The sequence below is a fragment of the Sphingopyxis sp. LC363 genome, from assembly GCF_000756385.1.
Taxonomy (GTDB): Bacteria; Pseudomonadota; Alphaproteobacteria; order Sphingomonadales; family Sphingomonadaceae; genus Sphingopyxis.
Genome location: NZ_JNFC01000001.1, coordinates 252,565 through 272,455, shown reverse-complemented (window position 1 = coordinate 272,455; position 19,891 = coordinate 252,565). Strand labels below are relative to the sequence as shown.

Below are 19,891 nucleotides of genomic sequence, written 5' to 3'. Positions count from 1 at the left end.
CCTCATAGCCGCTGATCGTCTGTGGTTTGGGCATTATTTATCCAGACATTCGCTACGGAGGTGCATCGCCAATTCACGGGAACGGCCGGACGCCTGGAGCAGGTCGAGATAGACCTGCAGCGGCGGCGCATAGCAGACGCCATCGATCCGTTGGCCGACCGCGACATCGCGCCGGCTCTTCGCCTCGATGATACCGAGATTCCACCCCTCCGCCACGGGCCGGGCGTCGAGATTGAGCAGCGCCTCGATCAGCTTCTGCCCGGGCTCGATCCGGCAACGAAGCTGCGAGATGGAAGAAAGATAGGGGGCATAGATTTGAGCGGCTACCTCGCCGGTGACCGCATAGGCGGCTTTCGCCTCGTCGCACGCCTGATCAAGGCGCAGCGCCAGCGCCAGTGCGTCACTCCCTTTCGGGACATAGTAACGCCGCACTGTCGGCGCCTTCTGATCGCTCGCATAGCTGGTCCAAGCTTCGAGAAGGGGCCGTGCGGCGCGCAATCGACGCTGTTTCGACGGACCCGCCCCCTGCACATCCACCCACTCGCGCCGTTCGAGTTCCGTGAGGGTCTCGGAAGCCGTAGCGGGCGATACGCCGCTCGCATCGGCGAGATCCTTCACGCCCAGCCAGTCCTGCCGCCTCTCATAAATTTCATGGAGTGCGCGCGCCTTTTGCCCCTGAAAAATGGAATCGAATTTCTTCGTCCCTTTTTTCGGAGCCGGTTTATCGAGAAATATGAATGCCTTTTTCCCCGGAATATAAAGCGAGCCTCCGAGGTCGTAATATCCGACGCGCTCTTCCCGAAAAATCTCTCGAGCGCCCGGCGAGATCGCACGGGCGACAAAAAAAGGAATGATTTCCCGGTCGTCACCGGAATTGCTGAGATGGGCCTGATTATTCCGAAGCTGCCAGATTGCTTCGCGCACATCGCGCGGAAAAAGCTGCGCCTTGATTTCGACAAGCAATAAGAGCGGCTGGCGGCCGATATATGCGCCGATCAGGGCGTCGGCGCGGCCGCGAGGCCCGATTTCGACCTCATATCGCTCGATTTGCGCGTGCGACTGCGGCAGCGCCAAAAGCGCCTCCAAAAGCGCATCGAGCAATTCGCGCTGAGAATTTTCAAATTCGGCCATATTTTGTGCCCAGCAAAAATCACCCTAAAAGTGAATATTCGGAAAAACCTTGATATTTGCTGCGCAGAAAATTTGCATTAAAAAAATGGAAAAAATTTCATCTGAAATCTGGAAAGCGTCGAAACTGGCAACGCTCCGGTGGCGTCAACGAAGGATTTTGGCGTCACCGCGCCTCGAGGGTGATTTCACGCCTGCTGAACTGAGATGGCAATTTGATCTCGATATCGCCCGATGTGATAGCCCAATCGGTCGTCACCAAGGCTGGCTCTTCGCCACTATCGTCCTCGGACACCAGCACCTCAACATAAATAGCCGCGCTGGAAGTTGGACGAGCATGGTAAGTCCGAATATCCAAATCAGGCTCTCCCCGCCGCGAGATGACATACTCATGACCCGTCTCACGAACGTCGGCTTCGACCTCAGCCAAGACTTCGACCTCAAGGACAAAATCCTGTCCCTCCTCGGATTCGTCGACGAGAAACACGCTCGAAATCTCAAGATCGAAGAACTCGACATCTTCAACCTCGATATCGACACGGCGCGGACGATAGGAGTTAAGGCGTGCCCTCAGCCTTTCGAGCAGGGACGCGTCTCCACGGACATGCGCTTCAAGACGCTTCACCAACTGGGCTGACGCCAGAGCCAGCGAGAGAAGCTGGGCAACGGAGTCCAATTGGATCAGATCGTCCCGTCCCTCGCAGAATTTCACCAGGTCCGGATCCTTGCCAACCACATATATTCTGGGTCGACCGGGCCGGATCCAGGCGAGGAGGCTCGACAGCACAAAGGCGTCCGGAAACTCGCTCTTTTTTTTGCCCTCCCCAAAGGGCGCAGCACCAGCAAAATAATCGTCAAAAATCGCTTTGTGATCGGCAACAACGGGGATTTCGGTAAATTTTGCTGTCGCTAGGAATTCTCGAAAGCGCGCGTGAAGCAGTGCCTTCCGATCGGCTGGATCGGTATCACCAAAGGGACCGCTTTCTCCAAGCTGGCCAAAAATCGCGCCGTGCTTCTTCGCTGCTGCTTCCGCCTCCGCCAGCGCTTCCGAAAGTCTCGCTTCAACCTCCCGCGTGGTGATGGAAGTCGTGATCGGCTCGAGCGTGCTCTTCGACGCTAGATCGATCAGGCTGGACCAAGTTCGCGATTGCCAGTCGAGACCCGCCGCACGAAAAGCCTCGGTATCGATGAAAGCATATGGTGTGACGAGGCGCTGTCCGCGCGGTGCTGGTGGTTCGCTCATCGTTGCAAACTAGCTTTTGCGACGGATTTCCTCAATCGTTCCCTTGAGCCTCGCCGCCCAATGCGACGCTTGAGAGAGAGCTAAGAATGGCGCAAAACTGGCTCACATAGGCCGATGGACGGAGAACTAGCCTCAATTTGGTTCTAAATCTCAAATCGCCACTGCATGGACCGGGTCGCCGACGCTAGAGTTGATCGTCGGAGGTGACGATGATCATTTTCAAGATGCTGGCGATCGCCAGCCTGACGATCCTGACAGCATGTGCTCCGCCGGAGCCACGCAGCGTTCAATATTTCGAGGCCAATCTCGATGAGGCACGCGACGTCGTCCAAAGCTGCACGGCGGGCGACAAGCGCGGCGATGAATGCAGCAATGCCAATGTCGCGGTCGAGACTGCCGAGGGAAAGGCCAAATTCGAGCGGTTCCGCGGGAAAAAGTAGCGGGTCTCAACCTGCCTGACGCGCTGTTGTCTCAAGCTCAGCGATGCGGTCACGGCAAATAGTCTCGACGATACCGGCGAGATGCTGAACCCGCGCGCCGAGCCATTCCAGTTCGTCGGCGGTGATCGCGTAATGCTTCGAATAGCGCGCCTTGATGTACGCTTCCTTCAACTTTTCGAACCGCGACCGGTCGGCCTTAACTTCTCGCGGCCATGCCTCGATCAATCGATCATCGATCCGCTCGGCTTGGGTGCGCAGGAAAACAAGATTATGGATGTGCGGCGTGTGGAAAGTGCATACTAATAAGATGCAGTGGTAATATCGTTCCGTCGCCTGATGAAGCTGAAAGGCCGCATTGTTCAACCAACCTGCAGCGACAGCGCTTCGATAGTGATGAAGAAACTGCGCTCCGCTAGGATACCACTCATCAAAATACTCGCGCGCCATCTCGAGCGCCGCATGCGGCGTCATCGGCTTGGGTTCTGCGAGCTCCTTCCCGTCGGCCTCGTACAGCGCGATCCCGTCACGAGCGACGTCGATGAAGAAATAGCGACCCTGCGTCAGTCCGGCATTCACCTCGTCGAGACTGTGAACGATGAAATTCACCGGCGTGCGGAGCCGCTTCGTTACCGACAGCTCACGAATGAGCCGGTCGTCGAGCTTCGACCAATAGTCCGCCCGATCGGTCAGCCGCTTGTCGTTGACGATGATCAGCAGGTCATAGTCCGACTGATAGCCCTTCGCCGTGTGCGGCTCGTCGACCCACCCACCCCGTGCATAGCTGCCGTAGAGGATGATCTTGGAAATCCGGCCCTTGCGCTTCCAGTCCTGCGTCGCGAGCGCCAGCGCATCCTCGAATTCCTCGAAGATGATCTCGACGACGCGCTCGATCTCGCGTTGCTTGTGCGGGGGAAGATGTTCGAGGCTGCTCTGCATTGGGGTCACCCTAACAAGGTGGCGGCACCCTTGCACCCGGAAGATTGTTCCGATGCGCAAGGATGCCGCAAGATGGCCGCCGCTCAGTCGGCGGGTGTCCAGATGATCGCGAAAACATCGTCGCGATCCTGCCCCGCGGCCCGCCCGAGATTGGCGTAGATGCGCCGCGGCCCGAACTCGGGGGTCGCGAGCGAGAGCGAGACATAGGGACGCCCCGATTGCTCGGCGACGCGAATCCAGCCGGCTCCGATCTCGACGCCATCGGACCAAACGCGATAGTCGGGCTGCACATCGCTCGCCTTGCCGCGGTTGGGGCGTATCTCGATCGGTGCCTTGATCGACAGCGTGATGAGCTGGCCCACAAAGCCCTTCTCGATGCTGCCGCTGACGATGCCGATGCTCGCCATGTCGATACTCCTGCTGATTTGCCCGGGACCATCCCGGGCGTGCAGCCGGGCGGGTCGGCGGCTTGAGGCGCTTGCGCACCCGAAGGGCCGAAGCGCAGCGGAGGAGTGAGGCTACGCCTCGCTTGCGCGGGCGCCGCCGCCGACCAGATTGGCGGAGCGCTCTTGGGTGGGACCGGTCGAACTTCGAAAATGGAAGAGCGATCAGGGCGAGCGATCGCGCCAAGGATATGACGAAGCCGAAAAGGGAGCTGCATCGATACGGATGCTTCCCGGCCTCGTCGCGGCGATATATAGGCCTGCTCTATCGGGCGTGGTTCTTCTGAAGGCACGCGCTCGACGGTCGTAACTCTGCTGAACAGGATCGTGTCGATGCCGTGGCCCAAAGGTACGCGCGCCCTCGTGCTGCACAATGCAAAGGCGCGGCAGGGCGAGCAGGCGCTCGTTCCCGTTCGCGAGCGCCTCGCTGCCGGCGGCCTTCTGGTGACGGTCGAGCCGTTCGAGAGCTTGCCCGAAATTGCACGCGACGTGACACGCTTGCATCAGACCGCCGATATCATTGTCGTGTGCGGCGGCGACGGTTCGATCTCATCCGCCGCGCCCGCGGTGATCGAGAGCGGCCTGCCGCTGGGAATCATTCCCGCCGGAACCGCGAATGACTTGGCGCGCACCCTGTCGATCCCGCTCGACTTCGCGGCGGCGGCCGACGTCATTGTCGAGAGTCACAGCCGACGGATCGATGTCGGCATGGTCAATGGCCATGCCTTCTTCAATGTCGCGAGCATCGGGATCAGCAGCGAACTTGCGCAGAAGCTCGACCCGGCGATCAAGAAAAGGTTCGGCCGCCTCGGCTATGCCGTCGCCGCGCTGCGGGTCATCCTGGCTGCCCAGCGGTTCCGGGCGAGGATCAGGGAGAAGGGCGAGTCGAGGACCGTCAGCACCTATCAGGTCGCGATCGGCAACGGGCGTCTCTACGGGGGAGGTAATGTCGTAGAAGAGAATGCCGCGATCGACGACGGCACGCTCGATCTTTATAGTCTCGAGGTCAAAAACCTCTGGAAGCTCGCCCTCATGCTTCGCGCCTTCCGGTCCGGCACGCATGGCGCGTGGAAGGAAGTGCGCACCGCCAAATGCGTCGAGTTCGATATCGAGACGCGGCGGCCGATGCCGGTGAACACCGACGGTGAGATCGTCACCGCGACGCCTGCGCATTTCCGCGTCTTGCCTCGAGCGATATCGGTGCTCGCCCCGTGCGAATGCCCGACCACCGCACGGCAATTCCCGCTCTACCATCACTGACCGAGCGAAGGCCCAGCGCAGTTGCGGCTGCAGCGTGCGGCGACGATTTTCAGTCGTTCGAAATGGCTCTGTGACATCGCGCCGCGCGGACGTCCAAAAATCGTCTCGTTAAGTATTTGAAAAATTTGAGTTCATATCGAAGGTTGAAAAACGAGGAGGCACAGGGTAGTTAAATTAATAAATTAAGCAGTGTGACATCGACCATGACCACCATCGCGCAATATCTTTCAGAGCATGGCCCATCGCGCTCGTCGCTGATTGTCGAGGCGCTCGTCGCTGCCGGAGCGAGCCCAGAGGCAGCGCGCCAGCGCGTCGCTCGGGTCGCAAAACCGATACGCCGCTTTCCAGTCCCGATGCTGCCCAAGCGCGAAGCCTTTCTCTATCTCGACAAGGATCGGAACAGCGAACGCTTCTGGCAGAATTTCATTCGCGACATGCGCGCGACCAATTCGGTCTTCGCTGCATCGGTCGATGGCATGATCGCACGCGGCGGCCTCATCCGTGCCGACCAATTCGCGTCGATCAGCGGCGCGACGGTCATCCCGCAGCGCGGACAGCTGCCGGTCGAGACGGTCGCGCAACGCCTGATCGCCGCAGGGTTCATCAAGGAAATACATAATATCGACCACGGCCGATGTTTCGAGCTCGCGCCGTCGCTGGCTTTCGGCACGCCTGCCGGACTAAGGGCCCGCGACCTCACAGAGGGGATTCTGCTCGACGGAATGCGCGAATGGGCGAGGAAGATCGGATTTGCGAGCTACAATCTGATCCGCATCCGCGGCGACGAAGAACTCCAGCCCATCGGCCCCTTCGCCTTCGATTTCGCCGGCCCGAGCTACCTGCTTCCGCTCCAGGGTCCCGGCGGCAAGCCCGGCTTCATTGTCGCCGACGTGTTCGCTGAGGGGCGGCTTACCGCCGACGAAATCCAGTTCTTCATCCGCAAGGCGAGGATGCTCAAGGCGACCCTCAAGAATATCGGGGTGTTGTCGATCATTGTCGCGGAAGAATTTACCGGCGAAGCAATGAAGGCTGGCCATGCCGCGGGCGTGATGCTCGCCACGCCGAAAGATCTGTTCGGCAAACGGGTTGGGGTGGCGATTGCGTCACTATGCGAAGTCCTAAAAAATGCCGCCAAATATGCATCGTCCAGTCCTGAGCGGCTCACATACCTCCTCGACAATTTGCTCGACATCGAGGGACGCAGCCTCAACCTGCGCGGCATCCTATTCGAGTTAGTGGTCGGCTACCTCGCCCGGCGAAGCGCTATCTCTATCGATATGGGGGTTACCGCGCGAAATCCTGCGACCGGCCAGACCGCGGACATAGACGTTCAGGCCATCACCCAGCAGTCGAGCGCGGTGACAGCGATCGAATGTAAAGGCAAAGAGCCCGGCGGATCACTGTCGCGCGCTGAGGTCGAAATCTGGCTCAAAAAGATTCCGATCTTTCGTGCGCACTATGCGAACCATGCCGCCCTACGAGAAGCCGAACATCGCTTCGAGATATGGACGAGCGGAACGATCGATGCCGACGCTCTCTATCTTCTCAAGGAAGAAAAGGCCAAGCGGTCCAAGGCGCCGATCGACTGGAAGGACGGGGATGCGGTTCTTGCGTTGGCGCGTGCCGGAAAGGAAAAGGGTATCGCCGACGCGCTCAACCAACATTTTTTCAAACACCCGTTCGCCGAGGTCGGCAAGACGCTCGCGGCCGAAAATCCTCCAGAGTTCAATTTCCCGTCGTTCATGATGCCTGCTTTCAAGCCAGACACGGGACCCGGCCCCTCGGGGCTGCCCGCCCTTCCCGACCTTTCGGGGATGGTCACCGAATGCTCACTCGACGACGAACTAAAGGGCGCGAAATAGCCTCGCGGTCCGCAGGAATTTGACTCGATCTGGACCTATCTCCGCACAGCCGGCTTGCAAGCGACAGGGGCAAAGCTATGCTTTGAGGTGCATCGGGCAAGGCGCACGGTGCCAGGCGTGAGAACCTGCTTAGCTTAGTTTTCCTATTCCATCCTGCCGGGTGGCCGCTGCGCATGTCCAAGCCCTCGGGCTAAAGGCGGCGGCGCTTGTTCGCTAAGCAAGTTCTCAACGCCCGGCTTGCCGCCCTCGTCCCGAACGGGAAGGCGGCAGGTATGGACTTCGAGGACAAGGACAGCGAGCGACCGGGTATTGCCGGCGGCGACCCCTTGCCGCCAGAGGATTGGGAGCGCTTCGGCCGATCGGCGCGCATCGAGGCGATCTACTCCGAACACCGCCCCCAAATAACCCGCTTCTTCAAGAGCCGCGCGCCGACCCAAGATGTCGGCGACCTTGTGCAGGAAGTCTTCAGCCGCTTTGCGAGCGCGCGCGGCGGCCTCGCTGCGCTGGTCGAAGGCCCCGGAGCCTATCTCGTGAAGAGCGCCCGGATGCTCCTCGCCGAATATGGTCGCGCCGACGGGCGCCGTCACCGGTCGCAGCACGACAGTTTCAGTGACGAGCATGAGGGAGCGAGCGACCCGCACGCCGCGCTCGAAGCGCGCGACGTCCTTCGCCGGGCAGAAAGAGCCATTTCGAGGCTATCTCCGCTCACGCGCGAGATTTTCCTGATGCATCGCTTCGAAGGACTACGCTATCCCGAGATCGCTCGAATCAAGGGAATCAGCGTGAAGACGGTCGAAAGCCACATGACCAAAGCCCTTGCCGCCATCAAGCGCGCGCGGGGTAAGCAGTGAGCCGCGCCGAAAGCGAAGCCACCGCCTGGCTCGACAAGATGATGGGCCCCGATGCCGACCAGCACCGGGCGGCGTTCGACGAATGGCTGGCCAAGCCGGACAACGCCAAGGCCTATGACGAAGCGCGCGACAATTGGAACTGGTCTGCGGCGATGTCGCCGTCCCGGATCGAGGCCGATGTTCGGGCCGATGCCCGGGAGCGTGAACCCGGCGGGCGGCGATGGGCTTTTGCCACAATTCTCGCTGCGGTGATCGCGGTCGGGTTCGCCTGGTATCTGGTCGGCCGCGACAGCGATCAGCCGATCATCGCCACCAATTCGGCGCAAGGCGAGAGCCAGCTCGCCGACGGGACGCGCGTGACGCTGATGGACGGCGCCCGCATCGAGACGCGCTTCTCGGACGGCGAACGCCGCGTCATTCTGTATGACGGCCGAGCCAGGTTCGAGGTCGCACACGACGCGTCGCGTCCCTTTCTCGTCGAGGCCGGAGATTCGGTCACGCGCGCGCTCGGCACCATCTTCGAGGTCGATCTCCGCGCGGATGTTCCGCGCATCGCGCTGGTCGAAGGCTCGGTCGAAGTGCGGCGCCTCGAAGGCGGAAAGGCACTTCGCCTCCGCCCCGGCGAACGCGCCGAGGTCAGGTCGACCGGCCCCCAGACGATCAAGAGCGAGGAGGCGAACGCCCCGGCCAAATCACTGTGGGCCGACAATCTCCCGCTTGGCGCGATCCTCGACCGCGCTGGCCGCGAGAATGGCGTCAAGATCAGCTTGGCCGATCCGGCGCTGGCATCGCTGCAGGTGACGGGACGCTTCGACATGACCGATGCCCGGAAACTTGCGCTGAAGCTCGGCGCCGCGCTCGATCTCAAGGTCGAGTTCGGTGCGAACGGACCGATTCTCGGCGCGAAATCCGAGTAGGACACCCAAGAAAAACCCATAGGGTGTTCGGAGCCCCCGTCATTTTTTCCCTTCAGACGGCCAAAATCGGCCGCACGGGAGGGATGAATGACGATGAAATTTTTCGCGGCCGTTCTGGCTTCGGGCGTCTCGGCGACCGCACTCTATGCACCCAGCGCGTGTGCGCAGACGGGCGAGCAGACCTACAATATCGAGGGTCAGCGCCTTAGCGACGCACTTCGCAAATATTCGGACATTTCCGGCCGCGAGGTCATCGCGGCTTCGAGCCTGCTCGAAGGCCGACGCAGCAACCGTGTCCGCGGGCGACTCTCTCCCGACGCCGCCCTTTCCCGACTCCTCACCGGCACGGGCCTGACGATCGAACTCGTCGAAGGCGCATGGGTCCTTCGCTCGGGAAACGTCGATGCCGGGGAGACTGGATCGACTGAGACGAACGGCGAAGCGATCATCGTTACAGGCTCGCGCATTCGCGGTGCAGGACCGACCGGTTCTCCGGTCGTCACCATCGACCGCGAAGCCATCGAAAAGAGCGGCTATGGCACTGTTCAGCAGATGCTCCAATCACTGCCACAGGCATTTGGCGGCGGCCCCAACGAGGCAGTCTCGACGACCACGACCCGGAACGGCGGGGGTTCGGATTCGACTTTCGGCTCGAGCATCAACCTGCGCGGCCTCGGGACCTCGTCGACCCTCGTCCTCATCGACAATGCGCGCCCAGCGCTTGGCGGGATCGGCGGCGTCTTCGCCGACATCTCGCTCATCCCGGTAGGCGCGGTCGAACGGATCGAAGTGCTGATCGACGGCGCATCGGCGATCTACGGCGCCGACGCGGTCGCCGGGGTGGTGAACGTGCGGATGCGGAGTCGCTTCGAGGGAGCCGAGACAATGCTGCGCGCGGGCACCGCCGATGGCGATACGACCGAGTTGCAGTTCGGCCAAATCTTTGGTCGTGACTTCGGCGGCGCACGGCTGGTGCTTGCTTACCAATACTCGCAGCGCGGTGCGCTCGCGGGCGCCTCCCGCGATTTCGCGCGCGAGGATCTGCGGGCCTTCGGAGGCCCCGACTATCGGACCAACTTCGCGGTGCCCGGGACGATTACGGCCGCGAATGGACAGCGGTTTGGCATCCCGGCCGGACAAGACGGCCGCGCATTGACTGCCGCTCAGCTGATTCCAGGTGTCCAGAACCGCTACGACGGTCGCGTGAACAGCGACATTTTGCCGAGAACGCGCATTCACAGCCTTTATGCCGCTGCCGAATTCGACCTTACCGACACGTTGACCTTTCGCGCAAGCGCGCTCGCGGCGCAGCGCCGCTACAGCCGCGTCAGTACCGGAGACTTCATCCAGGCCGCGCGGGTGCCGGTTACCAATCCTTTCTACGTTGATCCGATCGGCACGAACCAGCCGGTCAGCGTCGCCTATCGCTTCGTGAACGACTTGGGACCGCAGATCGACAGCGGCCGGGCGCGCGGCCTCACCGCCTCAGCGGGCTTCGACCAGGAAATTGGCCGCTGGCGCGTGCAGGTCGGCGGCGCCTATGGCCATCAGCGCGGCATCGCGAACAAGGCCAATCTCGTCAATCGCCCGCGCCTTGCTGCGGCGCTTGCCGACACCAACCGAGCAACCGCATTCAACGTCTTCGGAAACGGCACCGCAAACAATCCGGTCACCATCGACAGCATTCGCGGCACATTCCAGTCGGTCAATGATTTCGAAAGCTGGTCGGCGGCGCTCCGCGGTGACGGCCCGCTCTTCCGCCTGCCCGGCGGCGAGGTCCGGCTCGCGATCGGCGCGGAGTATCGCCGCGAGAATTTCGACTATTACACCGTCAACGGATTCAGCCTCGCGACGCCCTTCACCGACCCATTCGACATCATTCCGAGCGTGCGGAAGGTTCGCGCAGCCTATGCTGAACTGCTCGTGCCGGTCTTCGGGCCGGATAACGGGATGCCGGGTTTCCGCAGGCTCGACATTTCGTTGGCCGGGCGCGCCGAGAAATACAGCGACGTCGGCCGAAGCGAAAATCCCAAGGTCGGCGTCCGATGGGAACCGTTCCAGGGCATTGCGCTGCGCGGGTCCTACGGAAAATCCTTCCGCGCGCCCGCCTTCGACGAGCTCATCGGCGAGGCGATTTCGCTGTTTCAGACCGAAGCGGTCCCCGACCCCGCTTCGCCGACGGGCACGACCAACATACTCGGCCTGTTCGGCTATGCACCGGACGTAGGTCCCGAAAGAGCGACGACCTGGACCGCGGGCATCGACGTCGCCCCCTCGTCGCTTGCCGGTTTCAAGGCGTCGGTCACCTATTATGACGTCGACTATCGCGACCGCATCGGGACGGCGAGCGAGGATTACACCCGCTTTCTTGTCGACCGGGCGCGCTTCGGCGGGCTGATCACCGACAATCCGTCGCTGGCACTGGTAGAGGGATATTTCGCACGTCCCAGCTTCGTGAACGCAGCAAACATCGCGCCGGGCCAGGTCGCCGCGATCCTGGACGGTCGCATCCGCAACCTCGCCGCCGAACGCCAGCGCGGGATCGATTTCGATGTCGGCTATTCCCCCGCATTCGCGGGCGGAACGCTCGACCTCGGCATCGCGGGCACGCATATCTTCTCGATAAAACAGCAACTGACTCCGGGCGGGCCGCAGGTCGATGTCGTCGGCACCTATGCCAAGCCGGTCAAATGGCGCCTTCGCGGTCGCTTCGGTTGGGCGACGGGCGGCTTCTCGGCCAATGCCTTCGTCAACTACATCGACGGCTATCTCAACCAGGTCGTGACGCCGATGGAGCGGGTCGGTTCTTGGACCACGTTCGACCTCAGCATCTCGCAGCGCATCGGGGGCGGCGATGGCGTGGAAGGGCGGGGCCTGCGGCTCAGCCTTGGAATCACCAACCTGTTCGACAAGGATCCGCCCTATGTGAACAACCGCAGCGTGTCGTCCGCGCTCGGCTACGACCCCGAGAAGGCGAGCCCGCTCGGCCGCATGATGTCGCTCCAGGCCACCATCCGATGGTGAGCAAAGCCGCGATCCTCGGCTGTCTCCTGGCCGCGGCATCGCCCGCGGCCAGCCAGACGACCCCGCGCGAAATCGCCGAGATTGCCGACCTGTCGGGGCTCGCGGTCTCTCCTGACGGAAATTGGATCGCCTATCGGGTCGAGCGCCCATCCACCGTCACCAACCGGATCGATATCGACTGGTATCTAGCGCCCACGGACGCCACCGCCCCTCCCCGCGCGCTCGGACGACTCGGCACCGCGATGTGGAACGACGCCGGGAGCGTCCTGCCCGGCGAAGCCACATGGATGCCCGACGGCAAGGCAGTCGTTGTCCGTGCCCTTGTCGACGGACGAATCGGCCTGTGGGTGAGTCCCATCGACGGGTCGGGATTCCACGAGATCGGGCCAAGCGAAGGCGAAATCGAGGCCTTTGCCATCGCCGCTGACGGTACCGTCATCTCGCGCGAAGGACCTCCGCGCGATGCGATCGCGCGGGCAGAGGAGGCCGAGCGCGACACCGGTATCTTGTTCGACGCGCGCGTCGATCTTGCCCAACCCCTCTATCGCGGCGCCTCAATCAATGGACGTCCTTCGACGCAGCGCTTCTCTGGTGACTGGTTCGACCGCGTGCCGCTGCTCGAAGATACACCGCGCGCTGTCGTTGCCCGAGACGCATCCGGCACCAGCGAGCGCCCGGCGAACGACGCTGAACGCGCCCTGCTCAAGCCGGCGCCCGGGCCGGACATCCCCGAAAGCCTCCGCGGCATTCTTCGGCAGCGCGGCGTCTGCGTCGCGGCGAGCGGCTGCCCGAACGATGCGGAGCGTATCGCATGGCGGAGCGGGCTTGCCGACGGCCGCGTCCTGATCGCACTCCGCGCCCAATCGGGCCAAACGACCCTGCATGTGTGGACGCCCGCGTCGGCGAAGTTCAAGATGATCGCGGTCTCGGCAGGACAGCTCTCGAGTGGGCGGAGCGACAGCAAGCCCTGCGCTGCAGGCGAAAAAGCAATCTTTTGCGTCGAGGCGGCCGCGTCGGTCTCACCCCGCCTCGTCCGGATCGAGGCCTCTGGCCGCAAGAAGATCATCGATTCCCCAAATTCATTTCCTGGCCGCGACGGGCTCCTTGTCGAAACGATCGCGTGGCAGGTGAGCGGCAGCCGTGCGTCGGGCATACTCATCCGCCCGAAGATCCCCGGGCGGCTGCCGCTCTTCGTCACCTACTATCGCTGCAATGGATATCTGCGCGGCGGAACAGGCGACGAATGGCCTCTGCGCGCGCTTGCCGCGGGCGGCATCGCATCGCTCTGCATCGACGTCCTCCCAGGCGGCGAGATCGCGCAGGATCGCTACCAGATCGGCATGGAAGCCGTGCGGGCCGCGATCGACACCCTCGACCGGCGCGGAACGATAGATCGCAGCCGCGTCGGCATGGGCGGTCTCAGCTTCGGAAGCGAGGTTGCGGTATGGACTGCCATGCACAGCGATCTTCTCAAGGCGGTTTCGATCGCCTCGGTCCAGATCGAACCCACGTATTACTGGTACAATGCTCGCCCGGGCCGCGAGACATTCGCCCGCAATATCCGGCAGAACTGGAAGCTCGGCCCGCCGGATACCGAACCTGCCGAGTGGCAGGCGCTTTCGGCCGCGCTCAATATTGATATGATCACGGCGCCGATGCTGCTGCAACTTCCCGAGAGCGAAGCGCGCCAGTCGGCCGAACTGATGAGCAAGCTTGCTACCAACGGTCTCGGCGAGACCCACCTCTTCCCCCTCGCCCCGCATCTGAAGGTCGAACCCCGCCAGAAGCTCGCGGCCTATGAGCGCAATCTCGACTGGTTCCGCTTCTGGCTCAAAGGCGAGATCGACCCCGATCCAGCGAAGGCCGATCAGTATCGTCGCTGGCGGCTGCTCGGCCCCATCAAGGGCGAGGCTTCTACCGACCGCACCCAACGTTCGACATCGGCGATTTCGAGCAGCCGGAAATAGGCGAAGTCGCCCTCGACGAGATCGTGCGCGAGGTAGGTCTCGATCGCAGGCTTGTCCAGCAGCCCGCGTTCCGCCAGCCGCCCGCCGAGCAGGAGGTCGGCGAGCGCACCGCGCTGGCGAAGATAGCTTGCGGTACAGAGGGAATCGAGCCGCCCTTTGCCGCGCCTCCAAACGACCTCCGGCGGAAGTCGCGACGCGAATGCGGCGCGGGCAACCGCGCGGTCGCGACCGCCCCTCACCCACGCCCAGCTCGGAACAGTAAGGCAAAATTCTACCACCGGCTGTGAAAGCAGCGGCGCTACGACATCGCGGTCCCGCCAGCGGCGCGGCCGGTCGACGAAGTCGAGGATGCGCCGAAGCGCGCGCACATGGTTGCGCTTGCCGCGCGGCGCATCCTCCTCGCCCGCATCCCAGGGATGAGCCGGCGGCGAGGCCGGCACCTGGTCCGCGACGCAGAAGCCGGTCTCACGGCGCCAGCCGCTCGGGCCGTCCCGCACCGCCCGATACGCCAAGCGAGCGGCCTGCCAGACCGTTGCATCGCCCGCGCGCGCGACGTCGCGCATCGTCTCGAATGCAGGGCGCCGCGGCCCGAAATGACGAAAGGCGTCGAGGATCGGCGCGACGCTCGTGTCGAAATCGAAGATATTGTCCCCACCGATGCCCCCGAAGATCGCGGCATCGGAAACGGGGAACGCCGATTCGAAGGCATCGTCGATCCCGCCGAGCACGCCATAGGCGGAGGGCCGCGCGTGAAGGACAGGCGGTAGCGATACCAGATCGATGCCGGTATCCGCGTGGGGCATTTCGAGAAGCTCAGCACCGCAATGCGCCGCGACGGCGCGCGCGTAGGGACGCTCGTCGCCGTCGGCACCGGACGAAACGAAAGTGACGGCAGAGAAATTGGCTTGCGCCGATGACAGGCCTGCCGCGACGATCGAAGAGTCGAGTCCGCCCGACAGCTCGAGCAGGATGTCGCTCCGATTCCCACACCAGCCTCGCAAGCACCCAAGGAACCGACGTTCGAGGTCTAGCGCAAGTTCAGCGACTGGTCGAAGATCGGGCTGCGAGACAGCCTTCCAAGGCGTCCACAAAGTCTGGACAGCTGACTCCTCGGCCAAAAACTTGGCACAGCTGCCGGGCAATAGCTCGCTCACACCTTCAAGCCCGGTCCGTTCGGTCCGCAGATTGGCGTACGCCAAAGTCCCGGCGATGAACTGCCAATCGAATGACCCGATGCCAAGCATTGGCGCGACCAGCTCGAGATCGTTCCAAAGCAGAAAGCCGTCTTCAAACCGGGTCCAGTAGATCGGCATGCCGGTGAGCGCGGCGCGCGCGATCTCGACCGATGCATCGTCGACGGTGAAGGCCAGATAGCTTCCCCAGCCGTCGCCGGGCGCGTGGCAGGTAGCGCCCGAAAGCGAATAAATGTCCCCGAGCAATAGGGCACCGCTTTCCATCACTTGGTCAGCAATGCCGGCGCCTGCATAGACGGTCAGTGCGCCCGCATTCTGAACGCATCGCAATGCGTGGCGCTCGGCAGCTGCCGCAAGCGCCAGCCCCCCGGACGTGGTTCCCACAAGTGCGAGAATGCCGCGTTTCATCCGATCGCCAATATTGGTGTGAAGTTGCGGGCCTCGGCCGAGGTTCCGGTCAACACCGCGCCGGGACTCTGTAACCAGCAATGTGCGGCAAAGGGGCTGAGACGCACCCCAAAAACCAGCCGCGCGCCTAGGCCGTGCGACAGGAGGATGTGGTCGAGCGCTAGCGCGTCGATCAAACATCGTGGCGGGGTCCGCGCCATCCAGCGCGATGCTGCATAGGATGAAGCGATGCCCCGAACCGCCGCTTCGGCGCCCGGCACGCCGAGCCGAAGCTTTGCGTTCCGCATGGCTTCCACCGTTGACGCGATCCGGTTTGGCCGCATCGAACGTCTTGCCCAGCGCAGCGCGCGGGACGCTGCGAAACCCATGCGGAGCGATGTCGGTCCGTCGGCGACCGCCGACAAATCGTTGGCCGGAATGTGAGGCGAGGCCGGATCGAGCTTCGTCGGCTCGCTCGACCGTGCGAGGAATCCTGTCGCCACAAGACGCCCCATCGCCTCGCTGTCGTTCGGCTCGCCTGCCCGAAGCCGCTCGAAGGCCGCGCGGTCTTGCCCGCGCAGCGCGAAATATTTGTCCCGGACAAGGTCGAGGAAGACGAGATCTCCGTCGACTTCGCAATAGCCCGTTCCGGTTGCCAGTTTCCAGCCGGTCGTCATGGCGCCGCGCGAGACCCGGGAGCCGCTCGATGCTGGACGGCTCCCGGATACACCAGTCAGTCCTGGACGAGACCGGGCGTCGGCATACGGCCGCCGGCTTCGACATACAGGCCCCAGTCGCCGGCGGTGTCACCGGAGACCGAGCCGAGTTCGACGAGCGTGTCGTTATCGCGTTCCATGTTGCTTCCCTTCTCAGACACAAGGAAACGACCGGGGGCCGGCCTCGGGCCGGTCCCCGGAGCGCTGGTCAGTCCTGGCTGAGTCCGAGCGGCTTGAACTTGCCGTTCGTTTCGATGCCGACGTCTTCGCTGCCCGCGGTGTCGCCGGTAACGCTGCCGAGTTCGATCAACTCATTGAGTTCGCGGTCCATGATCGCTTCCTTCCATGATTGCCGCGGAATTGCGGCCCTCTCGAAGCTAGGGAGGCCGCGCCGTATAGGAATTTAATACGACTCATATTCTCCGAATATTATCCAGCGGCTCGGACCGGCGCCGGATTTCGGCCGCGACGCGGCCGGCATATGACGCGCGGCGGCGATGGAAGCGCGTGATTTTACTGCGTAAAGCGCTCCATCGACCGAACCGGTAATCGTCCGCCATCGCCGTGAGCGCGTCGCCCACAGACCCATCGACACGAACCTCCAATGTGCGGATTGTCATGCTTCGCTCGACACAATTGATGATGGTAGCGCGAAGTTCGCCGTTGCTGCTGCCGATTGCGATGGTCCGGAAGAGGCCATTGAGCCCCTCAGGATAGGCCTGGTGATTCGCGAGCGAGATCAGTCCGCCTGGCAAATCGGGCCTCGGCGTCCTCCCCTTCAACGCCAGCGAGAGAAGGGCGCCGGTCCACCAATAGAGTTCGACCAAATCCGCCTCATTAAGAAGGGGCTGCCGAAACCCCTCCTGATGCCAGCTCTCGATGATCCGCTCGCCCGACAGGCGATACAGGGCATCGCGAACGGGGGTAGCGCTGGCCGCCAGCGACTTTGCGAGCTGCGCCGCCTCGAGGCGCGTACCGGGCGGATAGGTGCCCGACAGGATACGCGCCTTGAGGTCCAGATAGACCCGCTCCATCGTGGTGCCCGGGCTCATGCCGCGAGCGTCCCGTCTCCGCCCGCCGATCTTTGGTCGCCGATATAGTCGGCAAGAAGCGCCTGCTGGTCGGGCCGGAGCGCATCAACGGCTGCGATCGGGTCGGGGGGATAGCCGCGGAACAGGATCGAGGGACACTGGCCCTCGAAGTTGCCGAGGTTTGGGCGATGCTGTACATAGCCGGTCAAGGCCGCCAGCTCCGGCGGAAAGTCCTTCGCGACGTCGGGTGGATAGGCGAGCCACTGGTTCTCATATGGTTTCAGCCAGCCAAGGCAGTAGCTGATGATGATCCCGCGCCGCACCGACGCGCTGCAATTGCCGCCGGCTCCGTGGAGCGTCGAACCCAGGAAGACGATGGCATCGCCCGGCATGGTCTCGGCAATGATCGGCTCCTCCGCCGGTTCCTCGATGAGCGCCTCGAGCCCATGGCTTTTCGGCCAGATGATCGTGGCGCCATTCTCGGTGGTGAAGGGCGTCAGCGGCCACATCACATTCACGAGATATTCGACCTCACCGAGTGTGCCCTGCCACATATCTTGATCGCGGTGCGGGAATTGCGGAAGCGCTCCCGGATGCAGCTCAATCGCTTGGGCGAGATTGAGCTGGATGCGCTCACACCAGTCGCCGAGCGCGGCCTCGGCGAGGGCGAGGATCGCCGGGTTCATGACCAATGCGCCAACATGCGGCGAGCGGATGAGCAGGCGGCCGAAGCGCTTGGTGCGTGTCCCATAGAAGCCGCCCTCGCAAAAGGGCGTCGCGGCGTATCGCGGATCGAGGTCGCGATCGATCGCCGCGATCAGCTCGGCGGGAACGGCTTCGCGAACGATCGCGTAGCCGTTTTCCTTGAGCGCCCGCATCGAAGCAGAGGGCGGCTGGTGGCTATCGACTGGAGCGATATCGGTAATCATGGTCCCGCTCCTTTCACGCTGCATTGGCCGCGACCGGCGTCGCAGCGCTGCCCGAAACAATCCCCGCCGACTTGAGCCTTGCGGGGGTGTCGGCGTCGATCTCGATCCGCAGCGAGGTCAGCGCGCGGCCGTCGTAAATGCCGGCTTCGCCGAGCGCCTTGCAGTCCCAGCCAAAGGTCCGGATCTGAGCGAACCAGTCGAGCTCTGCGACGCCGGTGTAGGAGCGGATGCCGTTGGCGAGCGCATAGTCTACCAGCCCGACAAGAAGCGTGTCGCGCGCGGTGCGGCGCTGGCGCGCACCGATCCCCGGCGACAGGCAGAAGCGCGTGATCTCGAAGATGTCGGGGCCGGACGGCGGGATGCCGTCGACGAGGCCGGGGAAGAGACCATCGAGAAGAGCCGGGCGCGTGGTGGGAAGGAGGCGCGCCGAGGCGAGATGCCCGCCCTCCTGATCGCCGACGATCAGATAGGTCGCATGGGGATCGTCGAAATGATCGATCTCGAACCGGTCGGCGAGCACCGGCAGGTCCCATTTCAGAAGATCGATGAAGACGCGCTTACGCGCCTCGAACATCGCGCGGAGCAATTGATGCTCGTGCGCGCGGTTGGAATGGTCGATTACCGAAAGCATGGATGTGTCTCCTTTTCGAAAGAGACCATCCAATTGAACGGCTTTTTGCCACTCCACCATAGCACGATCGGGGGGTGTCGGCGAAAAAAGTTCAGCGCTTGGCGATATCCTCGTAGCTGAGGTCGCCGGCATAAAGCGCGCGCACCGTCAGCGTGATCCCACCATTCGCGTCGTAACGCTGCCGCGCGTTGCGAAGATGCTCGCGAACCGTGTCGGGACTGAGATCGAGGATGCGTCCAACCTTCGGGGCACTGTTGCCTTTGGCGGACAAGATCAGACATTCGCGCTGGCGGTCCGTCAGCCGCGGCCCGACCTGCGCGAGTTCGGGATTGGCGAGCAGCCGCGCGGCTTCGAAGGCTGGCCCACCGATCATTCGGGCAAAGAGGAGCGCCATATCATTCGCGGCGATCCCCGGCGTCCAGGCGAAGGACACCGAACCATGCGCCTCGCCAGGAATATGCGCCGGTATGGTAAGCCCGTCTCCTATTCCGTGCCGCTGCGCCTCACTGAGAACCAGTTCGTCCTCGGGGCGTTCGCCCGAAAGCGGCTTCATGTTGCGCCAGAAGAAACCCTCGAGACTGCGGTGACTGGCGCGATGCACCGGATCGGTAAGCCCTAGGCCGCGCTCGTCAAACCAGCGGGCCCAATCCTCGGGATAGTTGTGGACGCGAACACCCCTGTCGGGAGCCGCGAGGAAATCGACATGGTGGCTCAGCGCGAACCAGGAACAGCCCATGCGCGCGCAGGCCTCCGCCAGCAGATCGGCCAGACCCGCCGCATCCTTCACCCGCGTGACGTCGAGCGCAAAAGCATGCGCAGCGTCCATCGTCGGCATTGCGACCCATGGCAGCGGACGGCAGTCGTCGCCAAGTCGGCCGACCGTCCCTGCTCCTCGTCATGGCCTGCGAGCGGTGCCCTCTCAATGGGCCGTCC

20 protein-coding genes are annotated in these 19,891 nt (G+C 63.0%); 7 read left to right on the top strand and 13 right to left on the bottom strand.

Going from position 1 to position 19,891, the window contains the following annotated elements; all coding sequences use genetic code 11:
- Positions 1-33: 33 nt before the first annotated feature.
- Both FG95_RS01180 and FG95_RS01175 read right to left on the bottom strand, forming a co-directional pair.
- Positions 34-1,131, bottom strand: a complete 1,098-nt coding sequence (locus tag FG95_RS01180; RefSeq protein ID WP_037553325.1) for a MarR family transcriptional regulator — start codon at positions 1,129-1,131, stop codon at positions 34-36.
- Between the two features lie 163 nt (positions 1,132-1,294).
- Positions 1,295-2,371 carry a PIN domain-containing protein gene (locus FG95_RS01175; RefSeq protein WP_037553323.1) on the bottom strand — a complete coding sequence of 359 codons (1,077 nt, stop codon included), beginning with the start codon at positions 2,369-2,371 and terminating at the stop codon, positions 1,295-1,297.
- A gap of 209 nt (positions 2,372-2,580) precedes the next feature.
- Here FG95_RS01175 and FG95_RS01170 point away from each other — a divergent pair, with 209 nt between their 5' ends.
- On the top strand, positions 2,581-2,811 hold the full coding sequence (locus FG95_RS01170) for an EexN family lipoprotein (protein WP_037553321.1): 231 nt from the start codon (positions 2,581-2,583) through the stop codon (positions 2,809-2,811).
- A gap of 6 nt (positions 2,812-2,817) precedes the next feature.
- On the opposite strand, the gene FG95_RS01165 is transcribed toward FG95_RS01170, so the two are convergent.
- Both FG95_RS01165 and FG95_RS01160 read right to left on the bottom strand, forming a co-directional pair.
- On the bottom strand, positions 2,818-3,747 hold the full coding sequence (locus FG95_RS01165; protein ID WP_037553319.1) for a HEPN domain-containing protein: 930 nt from the start codon (positions 3,745-3,747) through the stop codon (positions 2,818-2,820).
- An 83-nt stretch (positions 3,748-3,830) separates the two neighbouring features.
- Positions 3,831-4,154, bottom strand: coding sequence for a DUF736 domain-containing protein (locus tag FG95_RS01160; RefSeq protein ID WP_037553318.1), 324 nt, complete (start codon positions 4,152-4,154; stop codon positions 3,831-3,833).
- Between the two features lie 369 nt (positions 4,155-4,523).
- Between FG95_RS01160 and FG95_RS01155 the strand changes: the two genes are divergently transcribed.
- Positions 4,524-5,450 (top strand): lipid kinase, encoded by a 927-nt coding sequence (locus tag FG95_RS01155; RefSeq protein WP_052181962.1) that lies wholly within the window; start codon positions 4,524-4,526, stop codon positions 5,448-5,450.
- Positions 5,451-5,677: 227 nt separating this feature from the next.
- On the opposite strand, the gene FG95_RS20685 is transcribed toward FG95_RS01155, so the two are convergent.
- A complete protein-coding gene (locus FG95_RS20685; protein WP_235211414.1) occupies positions 5,678-6,067 on the bottom strand; it encodes a hypothetical protein in 390 nt (129 codons plus the stop codon).
- Positions 6,068-6,172: 105 nt separating this feature from the next.
- On the opposite strand from FG95_RS20685, the gene FG95_RS01150 reads away from it, so the two are divergent.
- From FG95_RS01150 to FG95_RS01130, 5 genes are all read left to right on the top strand, one after another.
- Positions 6,173-7,312 (top strand): hypothetical protein, encoded by a 1,140-nt coding sequence (locus FG95_RS01150; RefSeq protein ID WP_156419642.1) that lies wholly within the window; start codon positions 6,173-6,175, stop codon positions 7,310-7,312.
- A gap of 206 nt (positions 7,313-7,518) precedes the next feature.
- The gene (locus tag FG95_RS01145; RefSeq protein ID WP_152567543.1) at positions 7,519-8,163 is read left to right on the top strand and encodes an RNA polymerase sigma factor; all 645 of its coding nucleotides are present in this window, start codon (positions 7,519-7,521) and stop codon (positions 8,161-8,163) included.
- Positions 8,160-9,080, top strand: coding sequence for a FecR family protein (locus tag FG95_RS19735; RefSeq protein WP_052181960.1), 921 nt, complete (start codon positions 8,160-8,162; stop codon positions 9,078-9,080). Before FG95_RS01145 ends, FG95_RS19735 begins: the two co-directional genes overlap by 4 nt.
- 87 nt (positions 9,081-9,167) lie before the next feature.
- Positions 9,168-12,104 carry a TonB-dependent receptor gene (locus tag FG95_RS01135; RefSeq protein ID WP_052181959.1) on the top strand — a complete coding sequence of 979 codons (2,937 nt, stop codon included), beginning with the start codon at positions 9,168-9,170 and terminating at the stop codon, positions 12,102-12,104.
- On the top strand, positions 12,098-14,071 hold the full coding sequence (locus tag FG95_RS01130) for an Atxe2 family lasso peptide isopeptidase (RefSeq protein ID WP_037553315.1): 1,974 nt from the start codon (positions 12,098-12,100) through the stop codon (positions 14,069-14,071). The genes FG95_RS01135 and FG95_RS01130 overlap by 7 nt, the downstream gene beginning before the upstream one ends.
- Here the strand turns inward: FG95_RS01130 and FG95_RS01125 are convergent.
- From FG95_RS01125 to FG95_RS01100, 8 genes are all read right to left on the bottom strand, one after another.
- Positions 13,972-15,753 (bottom strand): asparagine synthase-related protein, encoded by a 1,782-nt coding sequence (locus tag FG95_RS01125; protein ID WP_152567542.1) that lies wholly within the window; start codon positions 15,751-15,753, stop codon positions 13,972-13,974. The two genes, FG95_RS01130 and FG95_RS01125, sit on opposite strands and share 100 nt — an antisense overlap.
- Positions 15,669-16,328 carry a lasso peptide biosynthesis B2 protein gene (locus tag FG95_RS01120; RefSeq protein ID WP_037553313.1) on the bottom strand — a complete coding sequence of 220 codons (660 nt, stop codon included), beginning with the start codon at positions 16,326-16,328 and terminating at the stop codon, positions 15,669-15,671. The genes FG95_RS01125 and FG95_RS01120 overlap by 85 nt, the downstream gene beginning before the upstream one ends.
- A 56-nt stretch (positions 16,329-16,384) precedes the next feature.
- The gene (locus FG95_RS21200; RefSeq protein WP_255265931.1) at positions 16,385-16,507 is read right to left on the bottom strand and encodes a hypothetical protein; all 123 of its coding nucleotides are present in this window, start codon (positions 16,505-16,507) and stop codon (positions 16,385-16,387) included.
- Between the two features lie 68 nt (positions 16,508-16,575).
- A complete protein-coding gene (locus tag FG95_RS21195; RefSeq protein ID WP_255265930.1) occupies positions 16,576-16,698 on the bottom strand; it encodes a hypothetical protein in 123 nt (40 codons plus the stop codon).
- An 82-nt stretch (positions 16,699-16,780) separates the two neighbouring features.
- On the bottom strand, positions 16,781-17,419 hold the full coding sequence (locus tag FG95_RS19730) for a GntR family transcriptional regulator (protein WP_052181958.1): 639 nt from the start codon (positions 17,417-17,419) through the stop codon (positions 16,781-16,783).
- Positions 17,416-18,327: a phytanoyl-CoA dioxygenase family protein gene (locus FG95_RS01110; RefSeq protein WP_037553312.1), complete on the bottom strand. Its 912-nt coding sequence runs from the start codon at positions 18,325-18,327 to the stop codon at positions 17,416-17,418. The genes FG95_RS19730 and FG95_RS01110 overlap by 4 nt, the downstream gene beginning before the upstream one ends.
- A gap of 13 nt (positions 18,328-18,340) precedes the next feature.
- Positions 18,341-18,958, bottom strand: coding sequence for an acyl-homoserine-lactone synthase (locus FG95_RS01105; protein ID WP_052181957.1), 618 nt, complete (start codon positions 18,956-18,958; stop codon positions 18,341-18,343).
- Positions 18,959-19,049: 91 nt separating this feature from the next.
- The gene (locus FG95_RS01100) at positions 19,050-19,784 is read right to left on the bottom strand and encodes a helix-turn-helix transcriptional regulator (RefSeq protein WP_052181956.1); all 735 of its coding nucleotides are present in this window, start codon (positions 19,782-19,784) and stop codon (positions 19,050-19,052) included.
- Positions 19,785-19,891 lie beyond the last annotated feature (107 nt).

Coding starts and splice junctions, on each gene's coding strand:
- FG95_RS01180 (WP_037553325.1), bottom strand. CDS start 1,131: ATGGCCGAATTTGAAAATTCTCAGCGCGAATTGCTCGATGCGCTTTTG.
- FG95_RS01175 (WP_037553323.1), bottom strand. CDS start 2,371: ATGAGCGAACCACCAGCACCGCGCGGACAGCGCCTCGTCACACCATAT.
- FG95_RS01170 (WP_037553321.1), top strand. CDS start 2,581: ATGATCATTTTCAAGATGCTGGCGATCGCCAGCCTGACGATCCTGACA.
- FG95_RS01165 (WP_037553319.1), bottom strand. CDS start 3,747: ATGCAGAGCAGCCTCGAACATCTTCCCCCGCACAAGCAACGCGAGATC.
- FG95_RS01160 (WP_037553318.1), bottom strand. CDS start 4,154: ATGGCGAGCATCGGCATCGTCAGCGGCAGCATCGAGAAGGGCTTTGTG.
- FG95_RS01155 (WP_052181962.1), top strand. CDS start 4,524: ATGCCGTGGCCCAAAGGTACGCGCGCCCTCGTGCTGCACAATGCAAAG.
- FG95_RS20685 (WP_235211414.1), bottom strand. CDS start 6,067: ATGTATTTCCTTGATGAACCCTGCGGCGATCAGGCGTTGCGCGACCGT.
- FG95_RS01150 (WP_156419642.1), top strand. CDS start 6,173: ATGCGCGAATGGGCGAGGAAGATCGGATTTGCGAGCTACAATCTGATC.
- FG95_RS01135 (WP_052181959.1), top strand. CDS start 9,168: ATGACGATGAAATTTTTCGCGGCCGTTCTGGCTTCGGGCGTCTCGGCG.
- FG95_RS01130 (WP_037553315.1), top strand. CDS start 12,098: ATGGTGAGCAAAGCCGCGATCCTCGGCTGTCTCCTGGCCGCGGCATCG.
- FG95_RS01120 (WP_037553313.1), bottom strand. CDS start 16,328: ATGACGACCGGCTGGAAACTGGCAACCGGAACGGGCTATTGCGAAGTC.
- FG95_RS21200 (WP_255265931.1), bottom strand. CDS start 16,507: ATGGAACGCGATAACGACACGCTCGTCGAACTCGGCTCGGTCTCCGGT.
- FG95_RS21195 (WP_255265930.1), bottom strand. CDS start 16,698: ATGGACCGCGAACTCAATGAGTTGATCGAACTCGGCAGCGTTACCGGC.
- FG95_RS19730 (WP_052181958.1), bottom strand. CDS start 17,419: ATGAGCCCGGGCACCACGATGGAGCGGGTCTATCTGGACCTCAAGGCG.
- FG95_RS01110 (WP_037553312.1), bottom strand. CDS start 18,327: ATGATTACCGATATCGCTCCAGTCGATAGCCACCAGCCGCCCTCTGCT.
- FG95_RS01105 (WP_052181957.1), bottom strand. CDS start 18,958: ATGCTTTCGGTAATCGACCATTCCAACCGCGCGCACGAGCATCAATTG.
- FG95_RS01100 (WP_052181956.1), bottom strand. CDS start 19,784: ATGGACGCTGCGCATGCTTTTGCGCTCGACGTCACGCGGGTGAAGGAT.